Below are 19,372 nucleotides of genomic sequence, written 5' to 3'. Positions count from 1 at the left end.
GCATCGCTCGCGCTGACCGGATCGTTGCCAAAAAGTAGCGGTTCGCGAGCCGATTACCGGTGGAGGCTGGGAAGTTGCGAACGAGCCTCAGACTCAAGGTTCCAACATGTCGAGCAGATTCCCGGAGGCGGTGCTCGTTGCGGGCGTTAGGTAGTGCAGCTTGGCCGCGGCGCTGGCCGACAGTTGAATCGGCCTGATCTCGTTCTTCAGGCCGGCATGGACGATGCGATCAATACCCGCACCGATCAACGGGGACATCGTTTCGGTAGTCGCGTGCAGTGTGGGGTTGTGGGTGTGGCCGCCGTGCACGATCAGATTGCGCTTGCGATAAAGACGTACGAATTCCCTGGTCAAGATGTCAGCGATGCGCTTGACTTCCCGTCGAGGGTCGGTGAGGATCGGCTGGATCCGCTGCAGGGCGAGTCGGTCCACCTCCAGTGGCAACGTGACCTGTGCGCCCGTTCGCAGGTGCATCTGAAAACGTTTGGCGCGGTCGATGTTCTGCGCGAATCCTTGCAACTCGATGGCCAAGGGGTCATCGTGCGTGCGGGTGTACTCCCAGGCCAGCGCAGTTAGCTCGGCGCGCGGCACGCTCGCGGCCACGATCAGTGAAAAGCGTTCTGCAGCAACGATGTCGCGTTCGTCTGATGCGCCGACCAGTAGCGATTCGATGGCCGACCATCCGCTCATGACCGCGATGTGGGCGGCGCCTGTGCGCACCGGATGCACCAGCGCAAGCGCACTGGTGATGTATTCGGGCATCGTCAGGTCTTGGAGTCGATCGAGTTTCTCGAACGCACGGACATCGAGCATACGGTTCGTGGATTGTGTCGGGAACACATCTCCTTTCTCCCGCGACCACATCTGGGACGCGATCCGCAGCGGATGGCGACCGAAATGGAGCTTGTTTTCGAGGTCTGCGATCTGGGATCGCGCCCGCTCAGCTGCCGAGTTGATGTCCTTGGCGGCGACGGAGAGCAGAAATGCGCCCTGATGTCTGATCGACGGCGCCGCAGAGGCGTAGGTAAGTTTCCATGTCGCGGTGTCCGAGGCGGTCAGCCAGCCGGGCGCCGTGGCCTGGCTGATGACGAACCGCGGTTTCGTGGTGACCGGGACGCAGAAAGTGTACGAGCGATCCGGGCGACGCAGTCGTTGGCTTGCCTCATCGAGGAATTCGGCGAAAGAGATCTCACGTGCGTCATCGTGGGCCGCATGCAGCCAGCTGTACAGGCTGTTTTTGTGGTATCCGGAGTCCAGGATATGCCCCGCGATACGGCGCGCCGCGCCCTCTACATCGATCTTCTTTGCTCTATCGAGCTCCCGTGCCCACGTGGCGAGATAGGACTCCTCCATCCGTTCCACATGCTCGCGCAGGTTCATCCACGCATGGCTCTCGGTGGTGATTCCAGGTTTGATGGCATCGATCGTCGATTTCACTGCCCTGCCGCGGTCGGCGATTCCGGCATCAGAGGTCAACGCATGCTCGAGATGCTTCCTGCAATCCGCGATCGCGGATGCCGCAACGCCAGGCGTGGCACTGTCCTCGAGCAGTTCGTGGGCGATTTGGAGGGTCCCGCTGCGCCACAATCTGCGATGCCACGGCGCGCGGGTAGAAGCAATCTCGAGAATCCGGGCGGTAACGCCTTGCTGATCGGGCCGTTCGGCGATGGTCACGCTGTGCTAGCCTACAAGAGCTAAATGGGCTACCTCGTCTCCTTCCGGAGGCCAGTAGCCCATTCCCTTTTCTGAGGACTCCTACCATGCGTTCTGCGTGTAGTGCTTTGCTTGCTGCACGCAATTCTCAAGCAGCCGAAGGCGTTTCAGCCACCGCTGCCACTGCTGGTGTTGTTCGACTTGCCGAACCCGCCGCGCACGATCTTGCCGCCAGCCGCTGGCACTCCAGTTTCCTTCAGTCGACCCGTGGTTGGCCGGATGAAGGTGCCGGCGCCGATGATGATGGCTGCGCCGATTGCTGGGTACAGCAGGTTTGGGGTGTGGGAGTACCAGTAGTGGCGGTATTTGGAGGTGTCCTCGTTGCATTGATCGTCGGGGACTCGGATCGAGGTTGTCGGATCGACGCATACCGCCACGTCGGTGGGGTCGTCTGTGCTGGCAGCGCTGGTTGTCGCAACCGTTGTCGGCGCTGTTTGGGTGACGGCGCGGTCGGGGCTGCCGCATCCGGCGGACAGTAATGAGACCGCAACGGCGGCGGGCAATGTGTAGGAAACCCGTCGGGATTTCAGTGTGCGTTTTCCTGCGGATGCGCCAGGCATCGCCACCCCCAAGTGCAATAGGTTGAGCGGGCCCGAGGCTAGCAGCAAACCTGTTTTGCGACAAAGGGGTTCGGCGGTGGTCGGCTTCAGAGCTGGGCTAGATGGTGGGCTGTTGGTACGGGTGGTTCGGGTTGGCGGGGTTGGAAGGGTTGAGGGGGCTCAGGGCGCTCATCGGGTTCGCCGGGTGGTTGAGGTTGAGCGGGCTGAGGGGGTTTGCCGGGTTGTCCAGGCTGTCGGCCCAGCAAGGGTCATTGGGGTCGCAGTTGTCGTACTGGCCGATGGCGGTGGCGTTCGGGGCTGTGGGCTCGGCCGAGGCGGGAATTGCCAAGGCGGACAGCGCGACAGTGGCGAATGCGCCCGCGATTGCGATTCGGGTAAGCGTGCGAGAATTCGATGTAGAGAACACCACGGAACCTTCCTGTCAGATCGGTTTGTGCGGGGCGGCGCGTTCGGTGTTGCCGAATGTCCGTCGCACATCTCAACTCTGACCGACGAAAGCCCGAAAAACGCTGTTACCAGCCAACTCCCAGGGAATGTTCATCCTCGAGAATGATCATTCAGACCCCTGGTACTAGGGGTAGTCCCCTAAAGGAGCGCAGGCGGACGCAAGGCCGTGCCGCTTGCTGGCTGTGGTTGCGCTGAGCAGGCAGTTTGTGTGAGGGTGCTTCGAGGTAACTGTGGGAATGCCGGGAGTAGGGGAGGTCTGATGACGGAGACTTTCAAGGTTGATCCGGATGCGGTGGATACGTTCGCCGCGGCGTTGAAGAAGCTGGCCGAGGCCAATGCGAATGTCGCGACCTATCTGGAGAAATGGCTGGTGCTGGACAACACCGTGTGGGGTGACGGCGGTCTCATCCGGACCGGGCTGAGCGCGGTGGCCGAGGCGCACGAGAAGTTGAAGCCCAATTACGAGACCCTGGGCACCCTGACCGCGGCCGCGGCGACCGAGCTGACCAAGGTGGCGCAGGTGTACCGGACTACCGATCAGGCGCGCGCTGACGAGCTGGACCGCACGTACCCCACGGGCGGTAGCTGATGACGAAGACGCCGTCGGAAAACCTGACCGAACCATCGCTCGCGGACCCGCTCAACGACAGTTTCGAATTCGGTGTAGTCGCGGTGGTCGAGTCCGCAGACATGCCGACGCTGCCGCCCGCCAACTACGACCACCCAGGAGCTTGAGTGAACGCGCCTGAGCCGATTCATGATCTGGCCCGCGGTGATGTCGGGGTCTCGCGGCAGCTGTCCCGCGCGCTTCGGGTGCTGATGGATACCGCGACCGACCCGCAGTTGAAGAATCAGTTGCGCGGCATCCTGGAAGGGAAGGGGAGCGCACGCGATTTGATGCACAGCGAGGCGTTCAATCGGGTGCTCGATCGAACGCTGCCGGCCGCCATGCAGCAGTTCGCGGACATGCCGGAGGAGGAGCGGCAACGGCTCGCCGACCAGGGCGAGGCCGAGCTGCAGCGCCTTCGGTCGGAACCGCTCGCAGAGCAGCAGCAGTCCGTGGCACCGCCGCTCGCAGAGCCGCCGTCGGCTCCCCCTGTGGTTCCGGGGACCCGCAAGCCCAACCGTGAGCGCGTCGTCACCCCGGATGACGAGGACGAGGACGACGAGTATTTCCGCGACCGCGGGCAACGTGGATGGCTGGAGTGACGGTGTCTCGCCAACAGGTCGTCTTCAACACCGAGATCAACCCGAAGTGGACGCCGACGCTCGCGTCTGCGCCGACGGAGCTCGTCCTCACCGAGCCCATGCCCGAGCTGTGCAGTGAGCACGGCCAGCCCGCCCTCGAAACTCGCTCCTGCACAGTGAATTCCACCGGCCCACTCTCGGAGCTGCCAACTATGCGGGCCATGTTGCGCTCGATGGGGCGACGGGAGCCTGCGGTGGCGCGCGTCCGGTTCGAATGCCCGGCCTGTGAGTTCTGTCTGCACGAGATCAGGCGCTTCCGGCGGATCGCGCTGGTGGCGCTGCTGGCGATTCCGCTGACAATCGCGGCGATTCTCACGGCGCGGGTGCTCGAACTCCAACCGCTCTATCTGCCTTTGGCTTTCGCGATCGTGCCAGGATGTCTGCCGATCGCGTTGCTGGTGGCGATGCTGACGTGGAGCCGATCGGGCTATTTCGCCGATGTCTGGATGAACGACACAGCCGACCAGCTGATCGTGTCCGCGCATCCCGATTTCGTGGCCGCGGTCGAGGAACGCCGGGCAGGTAAACACTGAACACCCCACCGGAGGTTCCCGGCGGGGTGTGGAACCAGAGCTGCTAGCTGCTGCCGAACATTCCGCTCGGGCGGTGGTGATGCCCGAAACCGGAGAACGGGTCGTGCGGCTTGCGGCGGCGTTCGCACCTGTCCCAGTACCCGTCCCAGGGTTCGTGCCGGTCGTCGAAGAGGCCCTGTTCCCAGGGCTGCAGGCGGCGGCAATCGTCGCCGTGCCGGACCTCGGTGACGCCGGGGACGGCGGGGGTGGCCGAAGCGGGAACGGCCAAGGCGGTCAACGGGATTGCGGTGAGGACGCCGGCGATGGCGACGCGGGCCAGGGTGCGGCGGGCGGTGGACTTTCTCGTCGTGTGCAACGTAAATCCTTTCGGCTCTTCGGCGAACATCCGCGTTCGCGGTGTTCGCACACCTGACACTGTGCCGCACTCGGGCTGAAAGGTCACTGGTGGAAAGGTATTCGAGTGCAGATCTCACTCTCGGGTATGAGACGTCGTCGGGGTGCACCCTGAGGTTTGGGTGGGGCTACCCCGACTTCATCGAATAGCAACCATGGCGGGGCTGTGCCGCGACAGCGAACTGACTTCGCAGGGGTTGGGCGTGTCCTTGCCGGTCTTCGAAGATCCGCGCAAGACTGGGCGAATGACGAGCGCGACGATCACCCGTGCCGATCATTCCGCGGCTGCGGACGGCCGGGCCGAGCGCAAACAGGTCCCGCGGTCCGCGCACGCCGAATGGCGCACGCCGAAGCGGCGCGGCAACCCGGTCGCCATCCTGGAGAAGCAGGCGAAGACTCGCGTCCCGGACCTGGTTCCGATTCGGTACGCGCGCATGGCCACCGGCCCCTTCCCGTTCTATCGCGGCGCGCCCGCGATCATGGCCGCCGATCTCGCGGCCGGTCCGCGCACGGACCTCGTCGTGCAGCTCTGCGGTGACGCGCACCTGTCCAACTTCGGCCTGTTCGCCTCACCGGAGCGCCAGTTGGTTTTCGACGTCAACGACTTCGACGAAACGCTGCCGGGTCCGTTCGAATGGGATGTCAAACGCCTCGCGGCCAGCGTCGTGGTCGCCACCCGCGCGAACGGCGGCACCGACACCGAGGCGCAGGCGGCGGCCCTCGCGGGGGTGCGCGGCTACCGCGAGGCTATGCGCCGCCTGGCCGAGTTGGACGCCATGACCGTTTGGTACGAGCGCACCGACGCGCAAATGGTCGAGGATCTGATGCACACGGTCCAGTTCCGCAAGGGGGCCGCGAAGATGATTGCCGACGCGCGTGCCCGCACCAGCGCTCAGGCGCTGCACAAACTCACCGAGCCGGGCCCGGACGGGATGCCGCGCATCCGCAACCGCGACCCGTTCGTCGTCGAGACAACCGACGCGGAGAAGACCGGCATCGACGTCGCCTACCTGGACTACCGTCGCACCATCGCCGAGGAACGCCGGCCGCTGCTGCACCGGTACCGCCTCGTGGACTCGGCGCGCAAGGTCGTCGGCGTCGGCAGTGTCGGCACCCGCTGCTACATCCTGCTGCTGGAGGACCTGTACACCGGCAGCCCGCTGTTCTTGCAGGCCAAGCAGGCCGAGGCGTCGATTCTCGCGCCCTATCTGAAGCCGAGCCGTTATCGGCACCAGGGCCACCGGGTCGTCTACGGGCAGCGGCTCATGCAAGCAACCAGCGATATTTTTCTCGGCTGGGCCAGCGCGCTGGAGAAACGCCACTACTACGTGCGCCAGCTGCGCGACATGAAAGGCTCGGTCGTGCTCGAAGAGATGCCCGTCCCGGTCCTCACGGCCTACGCCGAGTTGTGCGGCGCCACGCTCGCCCGCGCGCACGCCCGCTCGGGGGACCGCGTGGCGATCGCCGCCTATCTCGGCGGCGGCGACGTCTTCGACAACGCGATCGCGGAGTTCGCCCTCGCCTACGCCGACCAGACTCTCGCCGACCATCAGACCATGCTCGACGCGATCGAATCCGGCCGTATCAAGGCCGCGCCCAAGGCGTACTGAACCAGCTCTACACTGGTTACCGATGAGTAAGTTCTTTGCGTCGGTGGATGAGGTGACCGCGCGGCTGTCCGCGGCGGGATACCTGCCGTCCACCGACATCGCGACCGCCGTGTTCCTCGCCGGGCACCTGGGCAAGCCGCTGCTGATCGAGGGACCCGCCGGTGTCGGCAAGACCGAGCTCGCCAAGGCGGTGGCGGCGGCGACCAGCTCGGAGCTGGTGCGCCTGCAGTGCTACGAGGGCATCGACGAGGCGCGCGCACTCTACGAGTGGAATCACGCCAAGCAACTGCTGCGGATCACGGCCGAGCGCGAGAACTGGGACAGCACCCGCGATCACGTCTTCACCGAGGAGTTCCTGCTCGAACGGCCCCTGCTCGCGGCGATCCGCAACCCGCACTCGACGGTCCTGCTCATCGACGAACTCGACAAGGCCGACGTCGAACTCGAAGGGCTGCTGCTCGAGGTGCTGGGTGACTTCCAGGTGAGCATCCCCGAACTCGGCACCATCACCGCCGTCCGGAAGCCGTTCGTCATCCTCACCTCGAACGCGAACCGCGATCTTTCCGACGCGTTGAAGCGCCGCTGCCTGTACCTCCACATCGACTATCCGACAGCGGAATTGGAACGCGCGATCGTCCGATTGAAGGTGCCGGAGCTGGACGAGGTCGTCGCCGCGTCGGCGGTCGAGATGGTGGGAGCGCTACGTCAACTGTCCCTGCGGAAGTCGCCGTCCATCGCCGAAACCGTGGACTGGGCAAGGACATTGGTGACCCTCGGTGCGCGGAATCTGACCACTGGCGTGGTGCGCTCCACGCTGGGCGTGTTGCTGAAATACCAGTCGGACCATCGGGTGGCGATCGAGCGCCTCGCCTTGCTCGACGCGGACACGGTGGACAAGGACGCGCGGTGACGCGCCTCGGTAGCCGGTCAATGACCGATCGGCTGGTCGACTTCGTCGGAATCTTGCGTGAGCACGGCATCAACGCGGGTCCGAGCGAGACCGTCGACGCGGCCGAGGCGATTATCGCCCTGGGGCTGTCGGACCCGAACCGGATCAGGTCCGGCCTGGCCGCAACCCTGTTGCGCCGCAACGGACAGCGGTCGGTCTTCGATCAGCTCTTCGACCTGTACTTCCTCGGTTCCGAACTGCCGCAGCAGATTCCGGAGATCCCCCTCGACCAGCTCCGAGACCGCTTGGTGGATGCCCTCGCCCAGGGCGACCCCGCCGCTGTCACCGAACTCGCACGCCAGGCGCTCACCACGCTCGGCGGGTACGGCGGTGTCGGTAGCGGCCAATCGGATCGGCCGGTGACCACCGCGTCCGGCGCGGGCTGGTCTTCCTACCTGACCATGAAAAACCTTCGCCCGGAAGACCTTCAGGATCGCATCGTCGAATCCATGGGCGGCTCAGGCCAACTCGACACCGCGGTGCACACCATCGAAGCCCAGCGCCGCCTCACCGATTTCCGCACTCAGGTCCAAACCGAGGCGCGTCTGCGCTCCGCCGAACTCCGCGGCACCGATTACATCGCCCGCCGCGGCATCGAATCCGCCACCGACCAGATCGATTTCCTCGGTGCCCGCGAACAGGATCTCGCTGAAATGCGCCGCCTGGTAAGCCCTTTGGCGCGCAAGCTCGCGACCCGTCTGGCCGCACGCCGGAAGAAGGCGGTCCGCGGTCAGATCGATATGCGTCGCACCCTGCGCCGCTCCATGGCCACCGGCGGCGTCCCCGTCGACCCGGTGCTGCGGGCCCGCAAACACGGCCGACCCGACCTCGTCGTCCTCGCAGACCTCTCCGGCTCGGTCACCGGTTTCGCCGAATTCACCCTGCAACTCGTGCAAGCGTTGCAGGACCAGTTCAGCCGCGTCCGCAGCTTCGGTTTCGTCGACACCTGCGACGAAATCACCGGCTTCTTCACTCCCGGCGAACCGCCCGAGCCGGGCCTGTCGACGCGCATCCTCCGCGAATCCCGCGTTGCCCGTTTCGGTAGCAGCAACTATGGCGATGCGCTGCAGGGCTTCACCGACAATTACCTCGACGCCCTCGGCCCCCGCACCTCTCTGCTCATCCTCGGCGACGCCCGCACCAACCGCACCGACCCGAATCTCGATGCCCTGCAACAGATGTGCGATCGCGCCAAACACACCTACTGGCTCAATCCGGAACCGGCCCGCTCCTGGCCCACCGGCGACTCCGCCGCCCACCGCTACGCCGAGCACGTGACCATGCACGAATGCCGCAACGTGAAACAGCTCGCGGAGGTCGTCTCCCGCCTACTGCCCAGCTGAAAAGCGCAGGATCATCCATTCCTCCGGGCTCTCCAGCGGGTGGAACCCGATCTTCTCGTACACGCCGTGGGCGTCGCCGGTGGCGAGCAGGATGCGCGGTACGCCGGTTGACTCGAGATGGTCGCGAACGACAGCCACCAGCGCGGAGCCGAACCCCTTCCCGCGAACCGACCGATCGATGTAGACATCGCAGAGCCACGCGAACGTCGCGAGGTCGCTCACCACCCGCGCGTACCCGACCTGTGCGCCGGAAACAGTGTCGTACACACCGAAATTCAGCGATCCGGCGACCGCGGCATCCTGCGTCTCCCGGGACCTGCCCATCGCCCAGTACGAGTCGGTGGAAAGCCACCGGTGCACGCGGTCGACATCCAGACGCGCGGTGTCGGTGGACACTTCGTAGCCATCGGGCAGGGCGGCCGCAAGTTCGGTCGTACTGAGCCGCTTCTCTTCTGGTGTCTTCCGCACCCGCCCACGGTAGGGCGGCGCGGGCGCGAAAGCACCCGAATTTCCGGCTAGTGCGCGCTGTGCAGGTATTGCCATGCGGCCCAGCCGGATATCGCGACACCGACCAGCATCAGCGCCACGCCGGAGGCGAGCAGCCGGAACGCGAGGCGCTGGTACAGGCCGGATCGGGACTGGTTGGTGAAGTACGCGTCGGTTGGCAGATCACCATTGATGAAACAGAATTCGGCGGCGCGAGCGGCGCGATTCGCGCGAACATCGGTGATGACGGAAGCCAGCAGGGCGGCGACGGCGGTAGTAATGCACACGATCGACACAGCGGTGGGCAGGACGTGCGACATGGGAACCCCCCCAAGGTAATTCGGACCAGATCAGCGCGGGCACGCCGTCTACCATCAGTATTCCACCCGGGTACGACATCCCACCGCTCCCGAAGAAGCGGTTAGGTGGGACGTGAGCGCGGTGCTTACTCGACGTTCGCCGCGGTGATGTCCCGGTTAGAAGGTGAGGGTGGCGCTCAGGAGGTTGTGATCGGACAGGCCGGGGGCGGGGTGCACGGCGGCGTCGGTCACGGTGGCGTCTCGGACGACGACATGGTCGATGAACTGGGACTTCGTGCTGGCGGTGCGGGGTCTGGTCGGGGCGGAATCCGGCGGAAGCTGAGCGACGGTGAAACCACTGCCGAGCGCGGATTCGACGGTGTCACGATCCACGTTGAAGTCCCCGAGCAGGACGACCGGCCCCATCGTCGAGGCGAGCTTGGTCAGGTGGGCGAATTGCCCGGTGCGGCGATCATCTCCGGTGACATGGGTCGCTATCACCGTGAGCTCGCCCACCTGCACGACGACGGCACCTTTGCCGGGGTCATTGTCGAAGGGCTCGGCGCTGAGCAGTCGACTAAGGCCGTCCACTACGAGGACGAGATGCTCGGTCGGATCGCTGAGTTCGGCGTTGCCGCGTCGTAGTCTCGGGACGCGCGGATACCGCAGGACGTGAATTGCCCGGTCCGGCAACGCCACCCGCAGCGCCGCGAGCTGATCCCCGCTGACCTCCTGTAGTGCGATGACAGTCTCGGGACGCGAGGCAACCCGGGCGGTGATATCGGCGATGCGCTCGCTCTCGTCCGGCCACTGTGTATCGGCGTCCCGCCAGTTCTCGGCATGGACGCGATGCAGAACATTCCAGGTGGCAACCGTGATCACTCTGGCGATGCTAATCAGTGACGCACCTCGTTCCGGCTGACGGGCCGACCTTCGCGGCGGGACAGTTCACAGGCTTCAGCGATATAGAAGGCCTCCAGCGCGTCGGCGGGGTCGCACGGGCTGAGGATTTCACCGGTCACCACCGACAGAAAGGCGAGGAGTTCGTCGGTGTAGGCCTGGTGGAAGCGTTCCATGAAGTTGGGGTAGGCGGGGGAAGTGGAAGGGGGACAGCCGGGTTCGACCGAGCGCAGGGGCGCGCGATCGTCCAGCCCCACGATGGCGTTCCCGAGCGACCCGAGGGCTTCCAGACGGACGTCGTAACCGGCGCCGTTGTAGCGGGACAGCGAGACCGTCGCGAGGGTGCCGTCGTCGAGTGTCAGGAACACGGCGGCGGTGTCGACATCGCCTGCGGTGCTGAAGAATTCGTCGCCGCGGTTGCCGCCGGTGGCGTAGACCTCGGCGACTTCGCGGCCGCTCACCCAGCGGATGATGTCGAAATCGTGCACGCCGCAGTCGCGGAACAGGCCTCCTGAGCGGGCGACGTACTCCGCGGGCGGCGGGGCCGGGTCGAGGGTGGTGGCGCGCAGGGTGTGCAGCCAGCCGAGTTCGCCCGAGGTGATGGCCGCACGGGCGGCGCGGTAGCCGGCGTCGAAACGGCGCTGGAAGCCGATTTGTACTGGCACCTGCGAGTTTTCGAGGTGCTCGATCACCTCGAGGGTGCCGCGGATGTCGGCGGCGACGGGCTTCTCACAGAACACCGGAATGCCGAGATCGACTGCGCGGATGATGAGTTCGGGGTGCGAGTCGGTGGCCGTGGCGATGACCAGGCCGTCGAGGCCGGCGGCGAGCAGCGTTTCGACATCGGGTACGCACTCGGCGCCGAGCTTGGCCGCGGTGACCTGAGCCCGGGCGGTGTCGGCGTCGGCGACGACTACGGAGCCGACGCCGGGCAGGGATTTGAGGGTCTCGGCGTGGGCGGCGCCGATGCGCCCGGTCCCGGCGAGGCCGATGCGGAGGTCGGTTGTGGTCATCGAATCTCCTTGGGTGCGTGCGCTGTCGGTGCGCGCGGCTCAGGTGATGGCGGCTGTGGTGGAGCGAACGACGAGAGACGGTTCGACGCGGCGGCGGACCGGGGCGGTGCGTCCGTCGCGTAGGCGTTCGGCGAGGGCCTCGAGGGCGAGACGGCCCATTCGGTTGCGCGGTTGATCGATGGTGGTGAGCGAGACGTGACGGAGCGCGGCCAGGGAGGTGTTGTCGTAGCCGACGATCGACACGTCCTCGGGGACCCGCAGTCCGGCTTCCTCGAGCCCGGACATCGCGCCGACGGCGTTGAAGTCGTTGCCGCACACCAGGGCGGTGGGGAAGTCGTTGTGCGAGAACAGGTTCCGTAGTCGCTGGACGGCGGCGAGACCGGCGGAGTCGGTGTGCTCGCTCGGGACGACCATCGGCTCCAGGCCGTGGCGCTGCATGGCGGTGCGGTAGCCGCGCCGGCGGGCGGCGGAGGAGAACGCCGCGCCGCCGTCGAGATGCACGATGCGGCGGTGCCCGAGGGACACGAGATGGTCGACGGCCAACGCGGCCCCGGCTTCCCCGTCGTCGTTGACGGTGTCGACCTCGGGCACGGTCGAGCCACGCGACACCAGCACGACCGGACCCTGTTGTGCCGCTTGCCGAATGGCGGCGGCGGGCAACACCGGGGAGAGCAGGATGATGCCGCCGGGCCGGAAGGCGAGCAGGCTCTCCAGAGCGGTGCGTTCGCGGGCGGCGCTGCGGCGGCCGGTGTTGAGGATGAGTTCGAAGCCGAGCTCCTGCGCCGCGCTGTCCATGCCCTCGACCACGTCGGCGAAGAACGCGTTGCGCAGATCGGAGACAAGGACGCCGACGATATTGGAGGTCCGGCTGGCCAGCGAGCGCGCCATGATGTGCGGCTGATAGCCGAGGTCTTTCGCGGCTGCCAAGACGGCGCGCCGCCGATGTTCGCTCACCTTGGGGGAGTCGCGCATGACCAGCGAGACCAGGGCGCGGGATACACCGGCGCGGGCGGCGACATCCTCCATGGTCGGTCGCGCCATCTCGCCTCCGGTCCGCCGGACCCGGCAGGCGATGCACCCGCTCCGGTGTCCGTGCGGCTCGCACGTTACAAGGTCCGCAATGACTAGGCAATAGAGCGCTCTAATGGATCAGCCGTCCAGCTCCGCTTCGGCTGAACGGCAACATCTTCCGAGGTAACGCGGCTTTCCGGGCTGACCGCACACCCCTTGACACGATGTGGCCTGCGTTACATAGTTGGAGCGCTCCAATTCGCGAGCGCTCGCGCACAGGTCGGAGAGTCCTGATGGCCGAACCGTTCCACCCGCTGCGAATCGCGGGCGCGCCGATCTCCTGGGGCGTCTGCGAGGTTCCCGGCTGGGGTCACGTCCTGGACACCCGGACCGTGCTGTCGGAGATGGCCGCGCTCGGCCTCACCGCGACCGAACTCGGGCCACCGGGCTACCTGCCCATCGACCCGGGGGAGTTGCGCGCGCTGCTGGACGAATTCGGCATGCGCGCGATCGGCGGTTTCCTCGCCGTCCCCCTGCACTATCAAGCCGAGCTCGCCCTCGCCACCGTCCAGCGCACCGCCGCGCTGTACGCCGTGGCCGGCGCCGAAGTTCTGGTCCTCGCGGCGGCCACCGGCCTGGCGGGCTACGACACCCGCCCGCCGCTCACCGGCCGGGAATGGCAGACGCTGATCGACACCGCGGCGCGGGCCCGCGACATCGCCGCCGAACACGGCCTGCGCACCGTCCTGCACCCGCACGTCGGCACCCAGATCGAAACCCAGGCCGAGGTCGAGCACTTCCTGGCCGACTCGGATCTGGACCTGTGCCTGGACACCGGGCACCTGCTCATCGGCGGCACCAGCCCGGTGCGCCTGGCGCGCCGCCACCCCGACCGGATCGGGCACATCCACCTCAAGGACGTGCGCAGCGAACTCGCCGACGAAATCCGTGGCGGCAAGCTCGAATACAGCCAAGCGGTGCGCCAGGGGCTGTATGTTCCGCTGGGTGAGGGCGATGTCGATATCGCGGCGCTGGTACGCGGCATGTACGAAACCGGTTACCGCGGTTGGTATGTCATCGAACAGGACACCGCCCTGGCGCCCACCGGCGCGGCCGACCAGCCCCGCCGGGACACCGAACAAAGCTTGCGCCGGCTCGCGGGCATCAGCACCGCACTGGCTTCGAGTGGAAATCTAGTTGGGAAGTGATGACAACGATGTCGATACAGCGCGTACGCCGGTTGGTGCCGTGGATCGCCGCGGCGGCGGTCCTGGCGGCCTGCAGCGGGCCCGGTTCCGATGAGCCCGCCAAGACCGAATCCCCGGGTGGCCAGGGGAAACTGGAGTCGGTCGCGGTCGTCACCCACGGCAGCGCCGGTGACGCCTTCTGGAACGTCGTGAAGAACGGCGCCGAGCAGGCGGGCAAGGATCTCGATGTCCGCGTCGACTACAACTCCTCCGGCGACCCGGGTCAGCAGGCCAAGCTGATCGACAACGCCGTCGCTCAGGGCGTCGGCGGACTCGTCGTCTCCATGGCCAACCCCGACGCGCTGCGCAGCTCCATCGAAAAGGCGGTCGCGGCGGGCATTCCGGTGATCACCATCAACTCCGGGGAGAACGACAGCGCCAAGTACGGCGCCGTCACCCATGTCGGCCAGAGCGAAACTCTCGCCGGGACGAACGCGGGCAAGCGCCTGGCCGACGCCGGAAAGAAGAAGCTGCTCTGCGTGATTCACGAGGCCGGCAATATCGGTGCCAACCAGCGCTGTGACGGCGCCACCAAGGCGTTCGGCAACGGCAGCACGCTGCAGGTCGACATCAACAACCCGACCGATGCCCAGGCTCGCATCAAGGGCGCGGTCGAGGCGGACCGTTCCATCGACGCGGTGCTGACCCTGAATTCGCAGGTCGCCGCGCGCGCCGTCGACGCGGTCAAGGAAGCGAGCTCGGCCGCGACCATCGCCACCTTCGACCTGAATTCCGATGTGGTGGAGGCGATCAAGGCGGGCAAGCTGCTGTTCGCGGTGGACCAGCAGCAGTACGAGCAGGGCTACCTCCCGGTCGTGCTGCTGAAGCTGTATCAGACCAACCGCAACACCCTCGGTGGCGGCGCACCTGTGCAGACCGGTCCGGCGTTCGTGGACAAGAACAACGTGGAAGCCGTCGCCGCCCTGGTATCACGCGGCACCCGCTGAGCAGGAGGCGATGAAATGACCGTTGCCACCCCGGTTTCGGAGCAGTCGAGCGAGGTGGCAGCCGGTCCCTCGCTGCTGCACCGGATCCTCGTGCGGCCGGAGGTGGGCGCTGCCCTCGGCGCCCTGCTGGTGTTCGTGTTCTTCTCGGTCATCACCGAGCGGTTCCTGAGCCCGATGGGCATCGCGAACTGGCTCGACGACGCGTCCACCCTCGGCATCATGGCGGTCGCGGTGGCGCTGTTGATGATCGGCGGTGAATTCGATCTGTCGGCGGGCGTCATGACCGCCTCGACCGCCCTGGTGACCGCCCTGCTGGCGGTGCACGCCGGGTGGAATGTCTGGGCGGCGCTGCTGGTTTCGCTGCTGCTCGCCCTGGCGGTCGGCGCGTTCAACGGCTGGCTGGTAATGCGCACGGGGATGCCGAGTTTCATCGTCACCCTCGGCACTTTCCTTGCGTTGCAAGGCCTCAACCTCGGTATCACCCGACTCGTCACGGGAACCGTTCAGGTGGCGGGCATCCGGAGCGCGCCCGGCTACGAGTCGGCGGGCTCCGTCTTCGCCTCCACCCTGAAGATCGGCGGCACCAGCGTGCAGGCGTCGGTGATCTGGTGGATCGTGCTCACCGCGATCGCCTCGTTCGTGCTGACCCGCACCAAGTTCGGCAACTGGATTTTCGCCGTGGGCGGATCCCTGCCGAGCGCGCGGGCGGTCGGCGTGCCTGCCGACCGGACGAAGATCATCCTGTTCATGACCACGGCGTTCGCGGGCTGGGTGGTCGGCTCCTGCATGATCCTGCGCTTCACCAGCGTCCAAGCCAATCAGGGTATCGGCCTGGAACTGCACTACATCATCGCGGCGGTGGTCGGCGGGTGCCTGCTCACCGGTGGTTTCGGGTCCGCGGTGGGCGCCGCGATCGGCGCGCTCATCTTCGGTATGGCGCGCCAGGGCATCGTGTTCGCCCGCTGGGACAGCGACTGGTTCATGCTGTTCCTCGGTGTGCTCCTGCTGGCCGCGGTGCTGGTGAACAACCGATTCCAGAAGCGAGCCGAGAGGGTACGCCGGTGAACGCGGCACTTATCGAAACCATCGACATCGGCAAGAGCTACGGCGGTGTGGTTGCGCTGCAAGATGTTTCGATGTCCGTGCGGGCGGGGGAAGTGACCTGCGTGCTCGGCGACAACGGCGCGGGCAAGTCGACGCTGATCAAAATCCTCGCGGGGGTGCACCAGCACGACCGCGGGGAGTTGCGGCTCGACGGCGCAGCCACCCGGTTGTCTTCTCCGCGTGCGGCATTGGACCACGGCATCGCGACCGTGTACCAGGACCTCGCGGTGGTCCCCCTGATGAGCGTGTGGCGCAACTTCGTCCTGGGGTCCGAGCCCACCGTCGGAGCCGGGCCCTTCCGCATGCTCGACAGCCGTAAGGGGCGCGCGGTCGCCCGGAAAGGCCTGTCGGACATGGGGATCGAGATCCGCGATATGGAGCAGCCGGTCGGCACCCTCTCGGGCGGTCAGCGTCAGTGCGTCGCCATCGCCCGCGCGGTGCACTATGGGGCGAAGGTCCTCATTCTCGACGAACCGACCGCCGCGCTCGGCGTCAAACAGGCGGGCGTGGTCCTGCGCTACGTCGTCCAAGCTCGCGACCGCGGGCTCGGGGTCGTCCTCATCACCCACAACCCGCACCACGCCTACCCGGTCGGTGACCACTTCCTGCTGCTCAAACGCGGTACGGTCCTCGGCTCCTACGCGAAGTCAGAGATCGACGTCTCCGACCTGACCAGGCAGATGGCGGGCGGCGCGGAACTCGAGGCGCTCGAACACGAGCTCCAGCGCGTGGTGAACCCGTGAGTGGGCAGCAGCGGTGTCGCTGCCCACAAGTCCCATCGGCCGGCGGGGAGGGTGCGCCATGAGTGAGCTCGAGGTGCTGACGGTAGGTCGCGTCGGAGTGGACCTCTACCCGCAGCAAAGCGGAGTACCGCTGGCCGAGGTGGAGACATTCGCAAAGTCGCTGGGCGGCACCGCAACAAACGTCGCGGTAGCCGCCGCCCGGCTCGGGCGGCGCAGCGCTGTGCTCACGAAGGTCGGCCCCGATGGTTTCGGCGATTACGTGCGGTCGGCACTGGAAAGATTCGGCGTCACTTCGCGTTACGTCGCCACCGCTCTGAATCTGCAAACTCCGGTGGTCTTCTGCGCGCTCGATCCGCCCGAGGACCCGCCCCTGCTGTTCTATCGTTCCCCCCTCGCGCCTGACCTGACGCTCGAATCGCGCGATGTCCCTTGGGATGTGGTGGAGCAGGTGCCCTTGCTGTGGGTTACGGGCACCGGTGTGAGCGCCGAGGCCAGTCGCAGCACCCAGCGTGCGATCCTGCATCGCCGCGCCCGCCGCGGTCACACCGTGCTCGACCTGGACTACCGCCCGATGTTCTGGCCGGACCCGGCGCTGGCTCGCCCGGAGATCGCCTGGATGCTCGACCACGTCACGGTGGTGGTGGGCAACCGCACCGAAACCGAAGTGGCCGTGGGAACTTCCGATCCGGACGAGGCGGCGGACCGAATACTCGCAAGGGGTGTAAGTCTTGCGGTCGTCAAACGTGGCGCCGACGGAGTCCTGATCGCCACCGTGGCTGGGCGCTGGACGGTGCCACCCTGTTCGGTGGATGTCGTCTGTGGGCTCGGTGCGGGGGACGGCTTCGGTGGCGCCCTGATCCACGGCCTGCTCTCGGGCTGGGAGCCGGAACGCATCGCCGTCTACGCCAATGCCGCTGGGGCACTGGTCGCTTCCCGGCTGGCGTGTGCGGACGCGATGCCGACGCACGAGGAGATCGAAGCACTGGCGGGCACCGCCGAACGAACACCCCAGTGAGAGCGCAGGTTCCGGCTTATCCGAGGAGGCGTGATGTACCTGACCGACGCGCGCTGGCGTGAACTGCTGCGCATCCGTGCCACCGATCCGGGCGCGGTCGAACGCGCCTATGCCCGCCGCGTCCGCCGCCCGACATTGATGCCGGACAAGCGAACCCTGTTCCTCGTCGCCGCCGACCACCCCGCCCGCGGCGCACTGGAAGTCGGGGCGGATCGCACCGCCATGGCCGGCCGTCGCACTCTGCTCGAGCGCCTGCTCGTCGCCCTATCCAACCCGGCCGTGGACGGCGTCCTCGGTTCCCCGGACGTCGTCGAGGAACTCCTGCTGCTCGGCGCGCTCAACGACAAGGTCGTCATCGGCTCCATGAACCGTGGCGGCCTGGCCGGTGCGGAATGGGAAATAGATGACCGCTTCACCGGCTACGACGCGGACTCGCTGGTGAAGTACCGGCTCGACGGCGGCAAAATGCTGCTGCGCCTGGTGGATTCGGATCCCGGCACGGTACCGACGCTGCACGCCTGCGCCCAGGCCGTCTCCGACCTCGCGGCCCACGGCCTCATGGCCATGGTCGAGCCGCTGCCATACCGCCGCGACGAATCCGGCGCTCTCGTCATGAGCAAGGATGCGCCCGCGCTGTCCCGCGCCATCACCGTTGCCTCCGGCCTCGGCGTGACGTCCGCTTACACGTGGCTGAAAATTCCCGCACCCGACGACAATTCGGTTCTCGACGCCACGACACTGCCGGTTGTCGTGCTCGGAGGAATCCCGTCGGGCGATCCGGCAGCCGACGTCACCGCATGGGGCAGTGCCCTCACCCACGACGTAGTCCGCGGTCTGGTGGTCGGCCGTTCCCTGCTTTACCCACCCGACGGCGATGTGGCCGCGGCCGTCGACGCCGCGGCGCGGGTGCTCGAGGAGGCTCGATGAGCACCACGAAGCTGCATCTCCCCGCGGGGACACTTGCGGACGGCTCCGACCCGGTTCTGCTGACTCCGGAAAAGGCGCAGTGGCGCTACGCAGGGTTACGGGTGCTGACTGTTCCTGCCGGAAAGTCCAGGACCGTCCACACCGGGGAGTTCGAGGCGTTCGTCCTGCCCCTGGCAGGTTCCGGCACAGTGCGTGTAGACGGCATGGCCTTCGAATTGCAGGGCCGTGAAACAGTTTTCACGCGTGTCACCGACTTCGCATACATTCCCCGTGATGCCGAGGTCGTGCTGTCCAGCCGTGATGGCCTGGAGGTGGCGTTGCCGATGGCGCGCTGTTCTCGCCGCCTGGCCCCGAAATACGGTCCTGCTGAGGATGTTCCGGTGGAGGTGCGCGGCGCGGGCCAAGCGACCCGTCAGGTCACCAACTTCGGCGTCCCCGGGGTGTGGGACCACGCCGAGAAGCTCAACGCCTGCGAGCTGCTCACCCCCGACGGCAATTGGTCCTCCTATCCACCGCACAAACACGATGCGGCCACCGACTGCGAGGTCGTCAACGAGGAGATCTACTACTTCCGCATCGCCGACCGGGACGGAATCACACCGTCCCGCAGCGGTTTCGGCATGCACCGCACCTACGACAGCACTCTCGACGAGAACGTCGCCGTCCGGGACGGCGATGTCTTCCTCATTCCGCACGGCTACCACGGTCCGTGCGTCGCCGCCCCCGGCTACCCGATGTATTACCTCAACGTGCTCGCGGGCCCCGCAGAGCAGCGTTCGATGGCCTTCTGTGACGACCCGGCCCACAGCTGGGTCCGCGAGACCTGGAACACCCAACCCCGTGACCCCCGCTGCCCCGTCACGAATCACAAGGGGCGCCTGTAG

At 66.6% G+C, this 19,372-nt stretch carries 23 protein-coding genes; 14 read left to right on the top strand and 9 right to left on the bottom strand.

All coding sequences use genetic code 11. From position 1 onward, the window contains the following. Window positions 1–93 precede the first annotated feature (93 nt). The 3 genes from IBX22_RS08490 to IBX22_RS08480 all read right to left on the bottom strand — a co-directional run bounded on the left by IBX22_RS08490 (window position 94) and on the right by IBX22_RS08480 (window position 2,682). The gene (locus IBX22_RS08490) at window positions 94–1,674 is read right to left on the bottom strand and encodes an integrase (RefSeq protein ID WP_194814756.1); all 1,581 of its coding nucleotides are present in this window, start codon (window positions 1,672–1,674) and stop codon (window positions 94–96) included. A gap of 146 nt (window positions 1,675–1,820) precedes the next feature. Next, the gene (locus IBX22_RS08485) at window positions 1,821–2,273 is read right to left on the bottom strand and encodes a hypothetical protein (RefSeq protein WP_194814755.1); all 453 of its coding nucleotides are present in this window, start codon (window positions 2,271–2,273) and stop codon (window positions 1,821–1,823) included. Window positions 2,274–2,370: 97 nt separating this feature from the next. Further along, window positions 2,371–2,682, bottom strand: coding sequence for a hypothetical protein (locus IBX22_RS08480; RefSeq protein ID WP_194815795.1), 312 nt, complete (start codon window positions 2,680–2,682; stop codon window positions 2,371–2,373). Window positions 2,683–2,979: 297 nt separating this feature from the next. On the opposite strand from IBX22_RS08480, the gene IBX22_RS08475 reads away from it, so the two are divergent. From IBX22_RS08475 to IBX22_RS08460, 4 genes are read left to right on the top strand one after another with little or no spacing between them, the layout of a single operon-like run. After that, window positions 2,980–3,309: a type VII secretion target gene (locus IBX22_RS08475; protein ID WP_194814754.1), complete on the top strand. Its 330-nt coding sequence runs from the start codon at window positions 2,980–2,982 to the stop codon at window positions 3,307–3,309. Beyond that, complete coding sequence (locus tag IBX22_RS08470; protein WP_194814753.1) at window positions 3,309–3,455, top strand: hypothetical protein; 147 nt, start codon at window positions 3,309–3,311, stop codon at window positions 3,453–3,455. The genes IBX22_RS08475 and IBX22_RS08470 overlap by 1 nt, the downstream gene beginning before the upstream one ends. After that, window positions 3,456–3,929, top strand: a complete 474-nt coding sequence (locus IBX22_RS08465; RefSeq protein WP_194814752.1) for a hypothetical protein — start codon at window positions 3,456–3,458, stop codon at window positions 3,927–3,929. Further along, window positions 3,926–4,501: a hypothetical protein gene (locus IBX22_RS08460; protein ID WP_194814751.1), complete on the top strand. Its 576-nt coding sequence runs from the start codon at window positions 3,926–3,928 to the stop codon at window positions 4,499–4,501. Before IBX22_RS08465 ends, IBX22_RS08460 begins: the two co-directional genes overlap by 4 nt. Before the next feature lie 43 nt (window positions 4,502–4,544). Here the strand turns inward: IBX22_RS08460 and IBX22_RS08455 are convergent, their stop codons facing one another. After that, on the bottom strand, window positions 4,545–4,856 hold the full coding sequence (locus tag IBX22_RS08455) for a hypothetical protein (RefSeq protein WP_194814750.1): 312 nt from the start codon (window positions 4,854–4,856) through the stop codon (window positions 4,545–4,547). Window positions 4,857–5,139: 283 nt separating this feature from the next. Between IBX22_RS08455 and IBX22_RS08450 the strand changes: the two genes are divergently transcribed. Genes IBX22_RS08450 through IBX22_RS08440 form a run of 3 tightly spaced genes read left to right on the top strand, consistent with a single transcriptional unit; the run spans window position 5,140 to window position 8,796 of the window. After that, window positions 5,140–6,504: a DUF2252 domain-containing protein gene (locus IBX22_RS08450; protein WP_194814749.1), complete on the top strand. Its 1,365-nt coding sequence runs from the start codon at window positions 5,140–5,142 to the stop codon at window positions 6,502–6,504. Window positions 6,505–6,526: 22 nt separating this feature from the next. Continuing rightward, window positions 6,527–7,414: a MoxR family ATPase gene (locus IBX22_RS08445; protein ID WP_194814748.1), complete on the top strand. Its 888-nt coding sequence runs from the start codon at window positions 6,527–6,529 to the stop codon at window positions 7,412–7,414. Window positions 7,415–7,434: 20 nt separating this feature from the next. Continuing rightward, a complete protein-coding gene (locus tag IBX22_RS08440) occupies window positions 7,435–8,796 on the top strand; it encodes a VWA domain-containing protein (protein WP_194814747.1) in 1,362 nt (453 codons plus the stop codon). Here the strand turns inward: IBX22_RS08440 and IBX22_RS08435 are convergent. From IBX22_RS08435 to IBX22_RS08415, 5 genes are all read right to left on the bottom strand, one after another. After that, window positions 8,782–9,264: a GNAT family N-acetyltransferase gene (locus tag IBX22_RS08435; protein WP_309234489.1), complete on the bottom strand. Its 483-nt coding sequence runs from the start codon at window positions 9,262–9,264 to the stop codon at window positions 8,782–8,784. The two genes, IBX22_RS08440 and IBX22_RS08435, sit on opposite strands and share 15 nt — an antisense overlap. A 47-nt stretch (window positions 9,265–9,311) precedes the next feature. Continuing rightward, window positions 9,312–9,602 carry a hypothetical protein gene (locus IBX22_RS08430; protein WP_194814745.1) on the bottom strand — a complete coding sequence of 97 codons (291 nt, stop codon included), beginning with the start codon at window positions 9,600–9,602 and terminating at the stop codon, window positions 9,312–9,314. A gap of 156 nt (window positions 9,603–9,758) precedes the next feature. Beyond that, window positions 9,759–10,463: an endonuclease/exonuclease/phosphatase family protein gene (locus tag IBX22_RS08425; protein ID WP_194814744.1), complete on the bottom strand. Its 705-nt coding sequence runs from the start codon at window positions 10,461–10,463 to the stop codon at window positions 9,759–9,761. A gap of 14 nt (window positions 10,464–10,477) precedes the next feature. Then, on the bottom strand, window positions 10,478–11,494 hold the full coding sequence (locus IBX22_RS08420; RefSeq protein ID WP_194814743.1) for a Gfo/Idh/MocA family oxidoreductase: 1,017 nt from the start codon (window positions 11,492–11,494) through the stop codon (window positions 10,478–10,480). Between the two features lie 39 nt (window positions 11,495–11,533). After that, a complete protein-coding gene (locus IBX22_RS08415) occupies window positions 11,534–12,535 on the bottom strand; it encodes a LacI family DNA-binding transcriptional regulator (RefSeq protein ID WP_194814742.1) in 1,002 nt (333 codons plus the stop codon). A 263-nt stretch (window positions 12,536–12,798) separates the two neighbouring features. On the opposite strand from IBX22_RS08415, the gene IBX22_RS08410 reads away from it, so the two are divergent. Genes IBX22_RS08410 through iolB form a run of 7 tightly spaced genes read left to right on the top strand, consistent with a single transcriptional unit; the run spans window position 12,799 to window position 19,372 of the window. After that, entirely contained in the window at window positions 12,799–13,713 is a 915-nt protein-coding gene (locus IBX22_RS08410) for a TIM barrel protein (RefSeq protein ID WP_194814741.1), read from the top strand. A gap of 8 nt (window positions 13,714–13,721) precedes the next feature. Continuing rightward, window positions 13,722–14,699, top strand: coding sequence for a sugar ABC transporter substrate-binding protein (locus tag IBX22_RS08405; RefSeq protein WP_194814740.1), 978 nt, complete (start codon window positions 13,722–13,724; stop codon window positions 14,697–14,699). Window positions 14,700–14,714: 15 nt separating this feature from the next. Next, window positions 14,715–15,764: an ABC transporter permease gene (locus IBX22_RS08400; protein WP_194814739.1), complete on the top strand. Its 1,050-nt coding sequence runs from the start codon at window positions 14,715–14,717 to the stop codon at window positions 15,762–15,764. Continuing rightward, window positions 15,761–16,546: an ATP-binding cassette domain-containing protein gene (locus IBX22_RS08395; protein ID WP_309234488.1), complete on the top strand. Its 786-nt coding sequence runs from the start codon at window positions 15,761–15,763 to the stop codon at window positions 16,544–16,546. Before IBX22_RS08400 ends, IBX22_RS08395 begins: the two co-directional genes overlap by 4 nt. Window positions 16,547–16,604: 58 nt before the next feature. Next, window positions 16,605–17,561, top strand: a complete 957-nt coding sequence (gene iolC, locus IBX22_RS08390) for a 5-dehydro-2-deoxygluconokinase (RefSeq protein WP_194814738.1) — start codon at window positions 16,605–16,607, stop codon at window positions 17,559–17,561. A gap of 33 nt (window positions 17,562–17,594) precedes the next feature. Further along, a complete protein-coding gene (locus IBX22_RS08385; protein WP_194814737.1) occupies window positions 17,595–18,488 on the top strand; it encodes an aldolase in 894 nt (297 codons plus the stop codon). Next, a complete protein-coding gene (gene iolB / locus IBX22_RS08380; RefSeq protein ID WP_194814736.1) occupies window positions 18,485–19,372 on the top strand; it encodes a 5-deoxy-glucuronate isomerase in 888 nt (295 codons plus the stop codon). The genes IBX22_RS08385 and iolB overlap by 4 nt, the downstream gene beginning before the upstream one ends.

It is taken from the genome of Nocardia sp. XZ_19_385, assembly GCF_015355755.1.
Lineage (GTDB): Bacteria > Actinomycetota > Actinomycetes > Mycobacteriales > Mycobacteriaceae > Nocardia.
The sequence above is the reverse complement of the archived record's forward strand: the minus strand, read 5'-3'. Positions and strand labels throughout refer to the sequence as shown.

What these genes read in the sequence shown, in the direction of transcription:
- IBX22_RS08430 (WP_194814745.1), bottom strand. Translation starts at nt 9,602, where the DNA reads ATGTCGCACGTCCTGCCCACCGCTGTGTCGATCGTGTGCATTACTACC.
- IBX22_RS08415 (WP_194814742.1), bottom strand. Translation starts at nt 12,535, where the DNA reads ATGGCGCGACCGACCATGGAGGATGTCGCCGCCCGCGCCGGTGTATCC.
- IBX22_RS08485 (WP_194814755.1), bottom strand. Translation starts at nt 2,273, where the DNA reads ATGCCTGGCGCATCCGCAGGAAAACGCACACTGAAATCCCGACGGGTT.
- iolB (WP_194814736.1), top strand. Translation starts at nt 18,485, where the DNA reads ATGAGCACCACGAAGCTGCATCTCCCCGCGGGGACACTTGCGGACGGC.
- IBX22_RS08420 (WP_194814743.1), bottom strand. Translation starts at nt 11,494, where the DNA reads ATGACCACAACCGACCTCCGCATCGGCCTCGCCGGGACCGGGCGCATC.
- IBX22_RS08440 (WP_194814747.1), top strand. Translation starts at nt 7,435, where the DNA reads ATGACCGATCGGCTGGTCGACTTCGTCGGAATCTTGCGTGAGCACGGC.
- IBX22_RS08450 (WP_194814749.1), top strand. Translation starts at nt 5,140, where the DNA reads ATGACGAGCGCGACGATCACCCGTGCCGATCATTCCGCGGCTGCGGAC.
- IBX22_RS08475 (WP_194814754.1), top strand. Translation starts at nt 2,980, where the DNA reads ATGACGGAGACTTTCAAGGTTGATCCGGATGCGGTGGATACGTTCGCC.
- iolC (WP_194814738.1), top strand. Translation starts at nt 16,605, where the DNA reads ATGAGTGAGCTCGAGGTGCTGACGGTAGGTCGCGTCGGAGTGGACCTC.
- IBX22_RS08410 (WP_194814741.1), top strand. Translation starts at nt 12,799, where the DNA reads ATGGCCGAACCGTTCCACCCGCTGCGAATCGCGGGCGCGCCGATCTCC.
- IBX22_RS08400 (WP_194814739.1), top strand. Translation starts at nt 14,715, where the DNA reads ATGACCGTTGCCACCCCGGTTTCGGAGCAGTCGAGCGAGGTGGCAGCC.
- IBX22_RS08385 (WP_194814737.1), top strand. Translation starts at nt 17,595, where the DNA reads ATGTACCTGACCGACGCGCGCTGGCGTGAACTGCTGCGCATCCGTGCC.
- IBX22_RS08405 (WP_194814740.1), top strand. Translation starts at nt 13,722, where the DNA reads ATGTCGATACAGCGCGTACGCCGGTTGGTGCCGTGGATCGCCGCGGCG.
- IBX22_RS08445 (WP_194814748.1), top strand. Translation starts at nt 6,527, where the DNA reads ATGAGTAAGTTCTTTGCGTCGGTGGATGAGGTGACCGCGCGGCTGTCC.
- IBX22_RS08470 (WP_194814753.1), top strand. Translation starts at nt 3,309, where the DNA reads ATGACGAAGACGCCGTCGGAAAACCTGACCGAACCATCGCTCGCGGAC.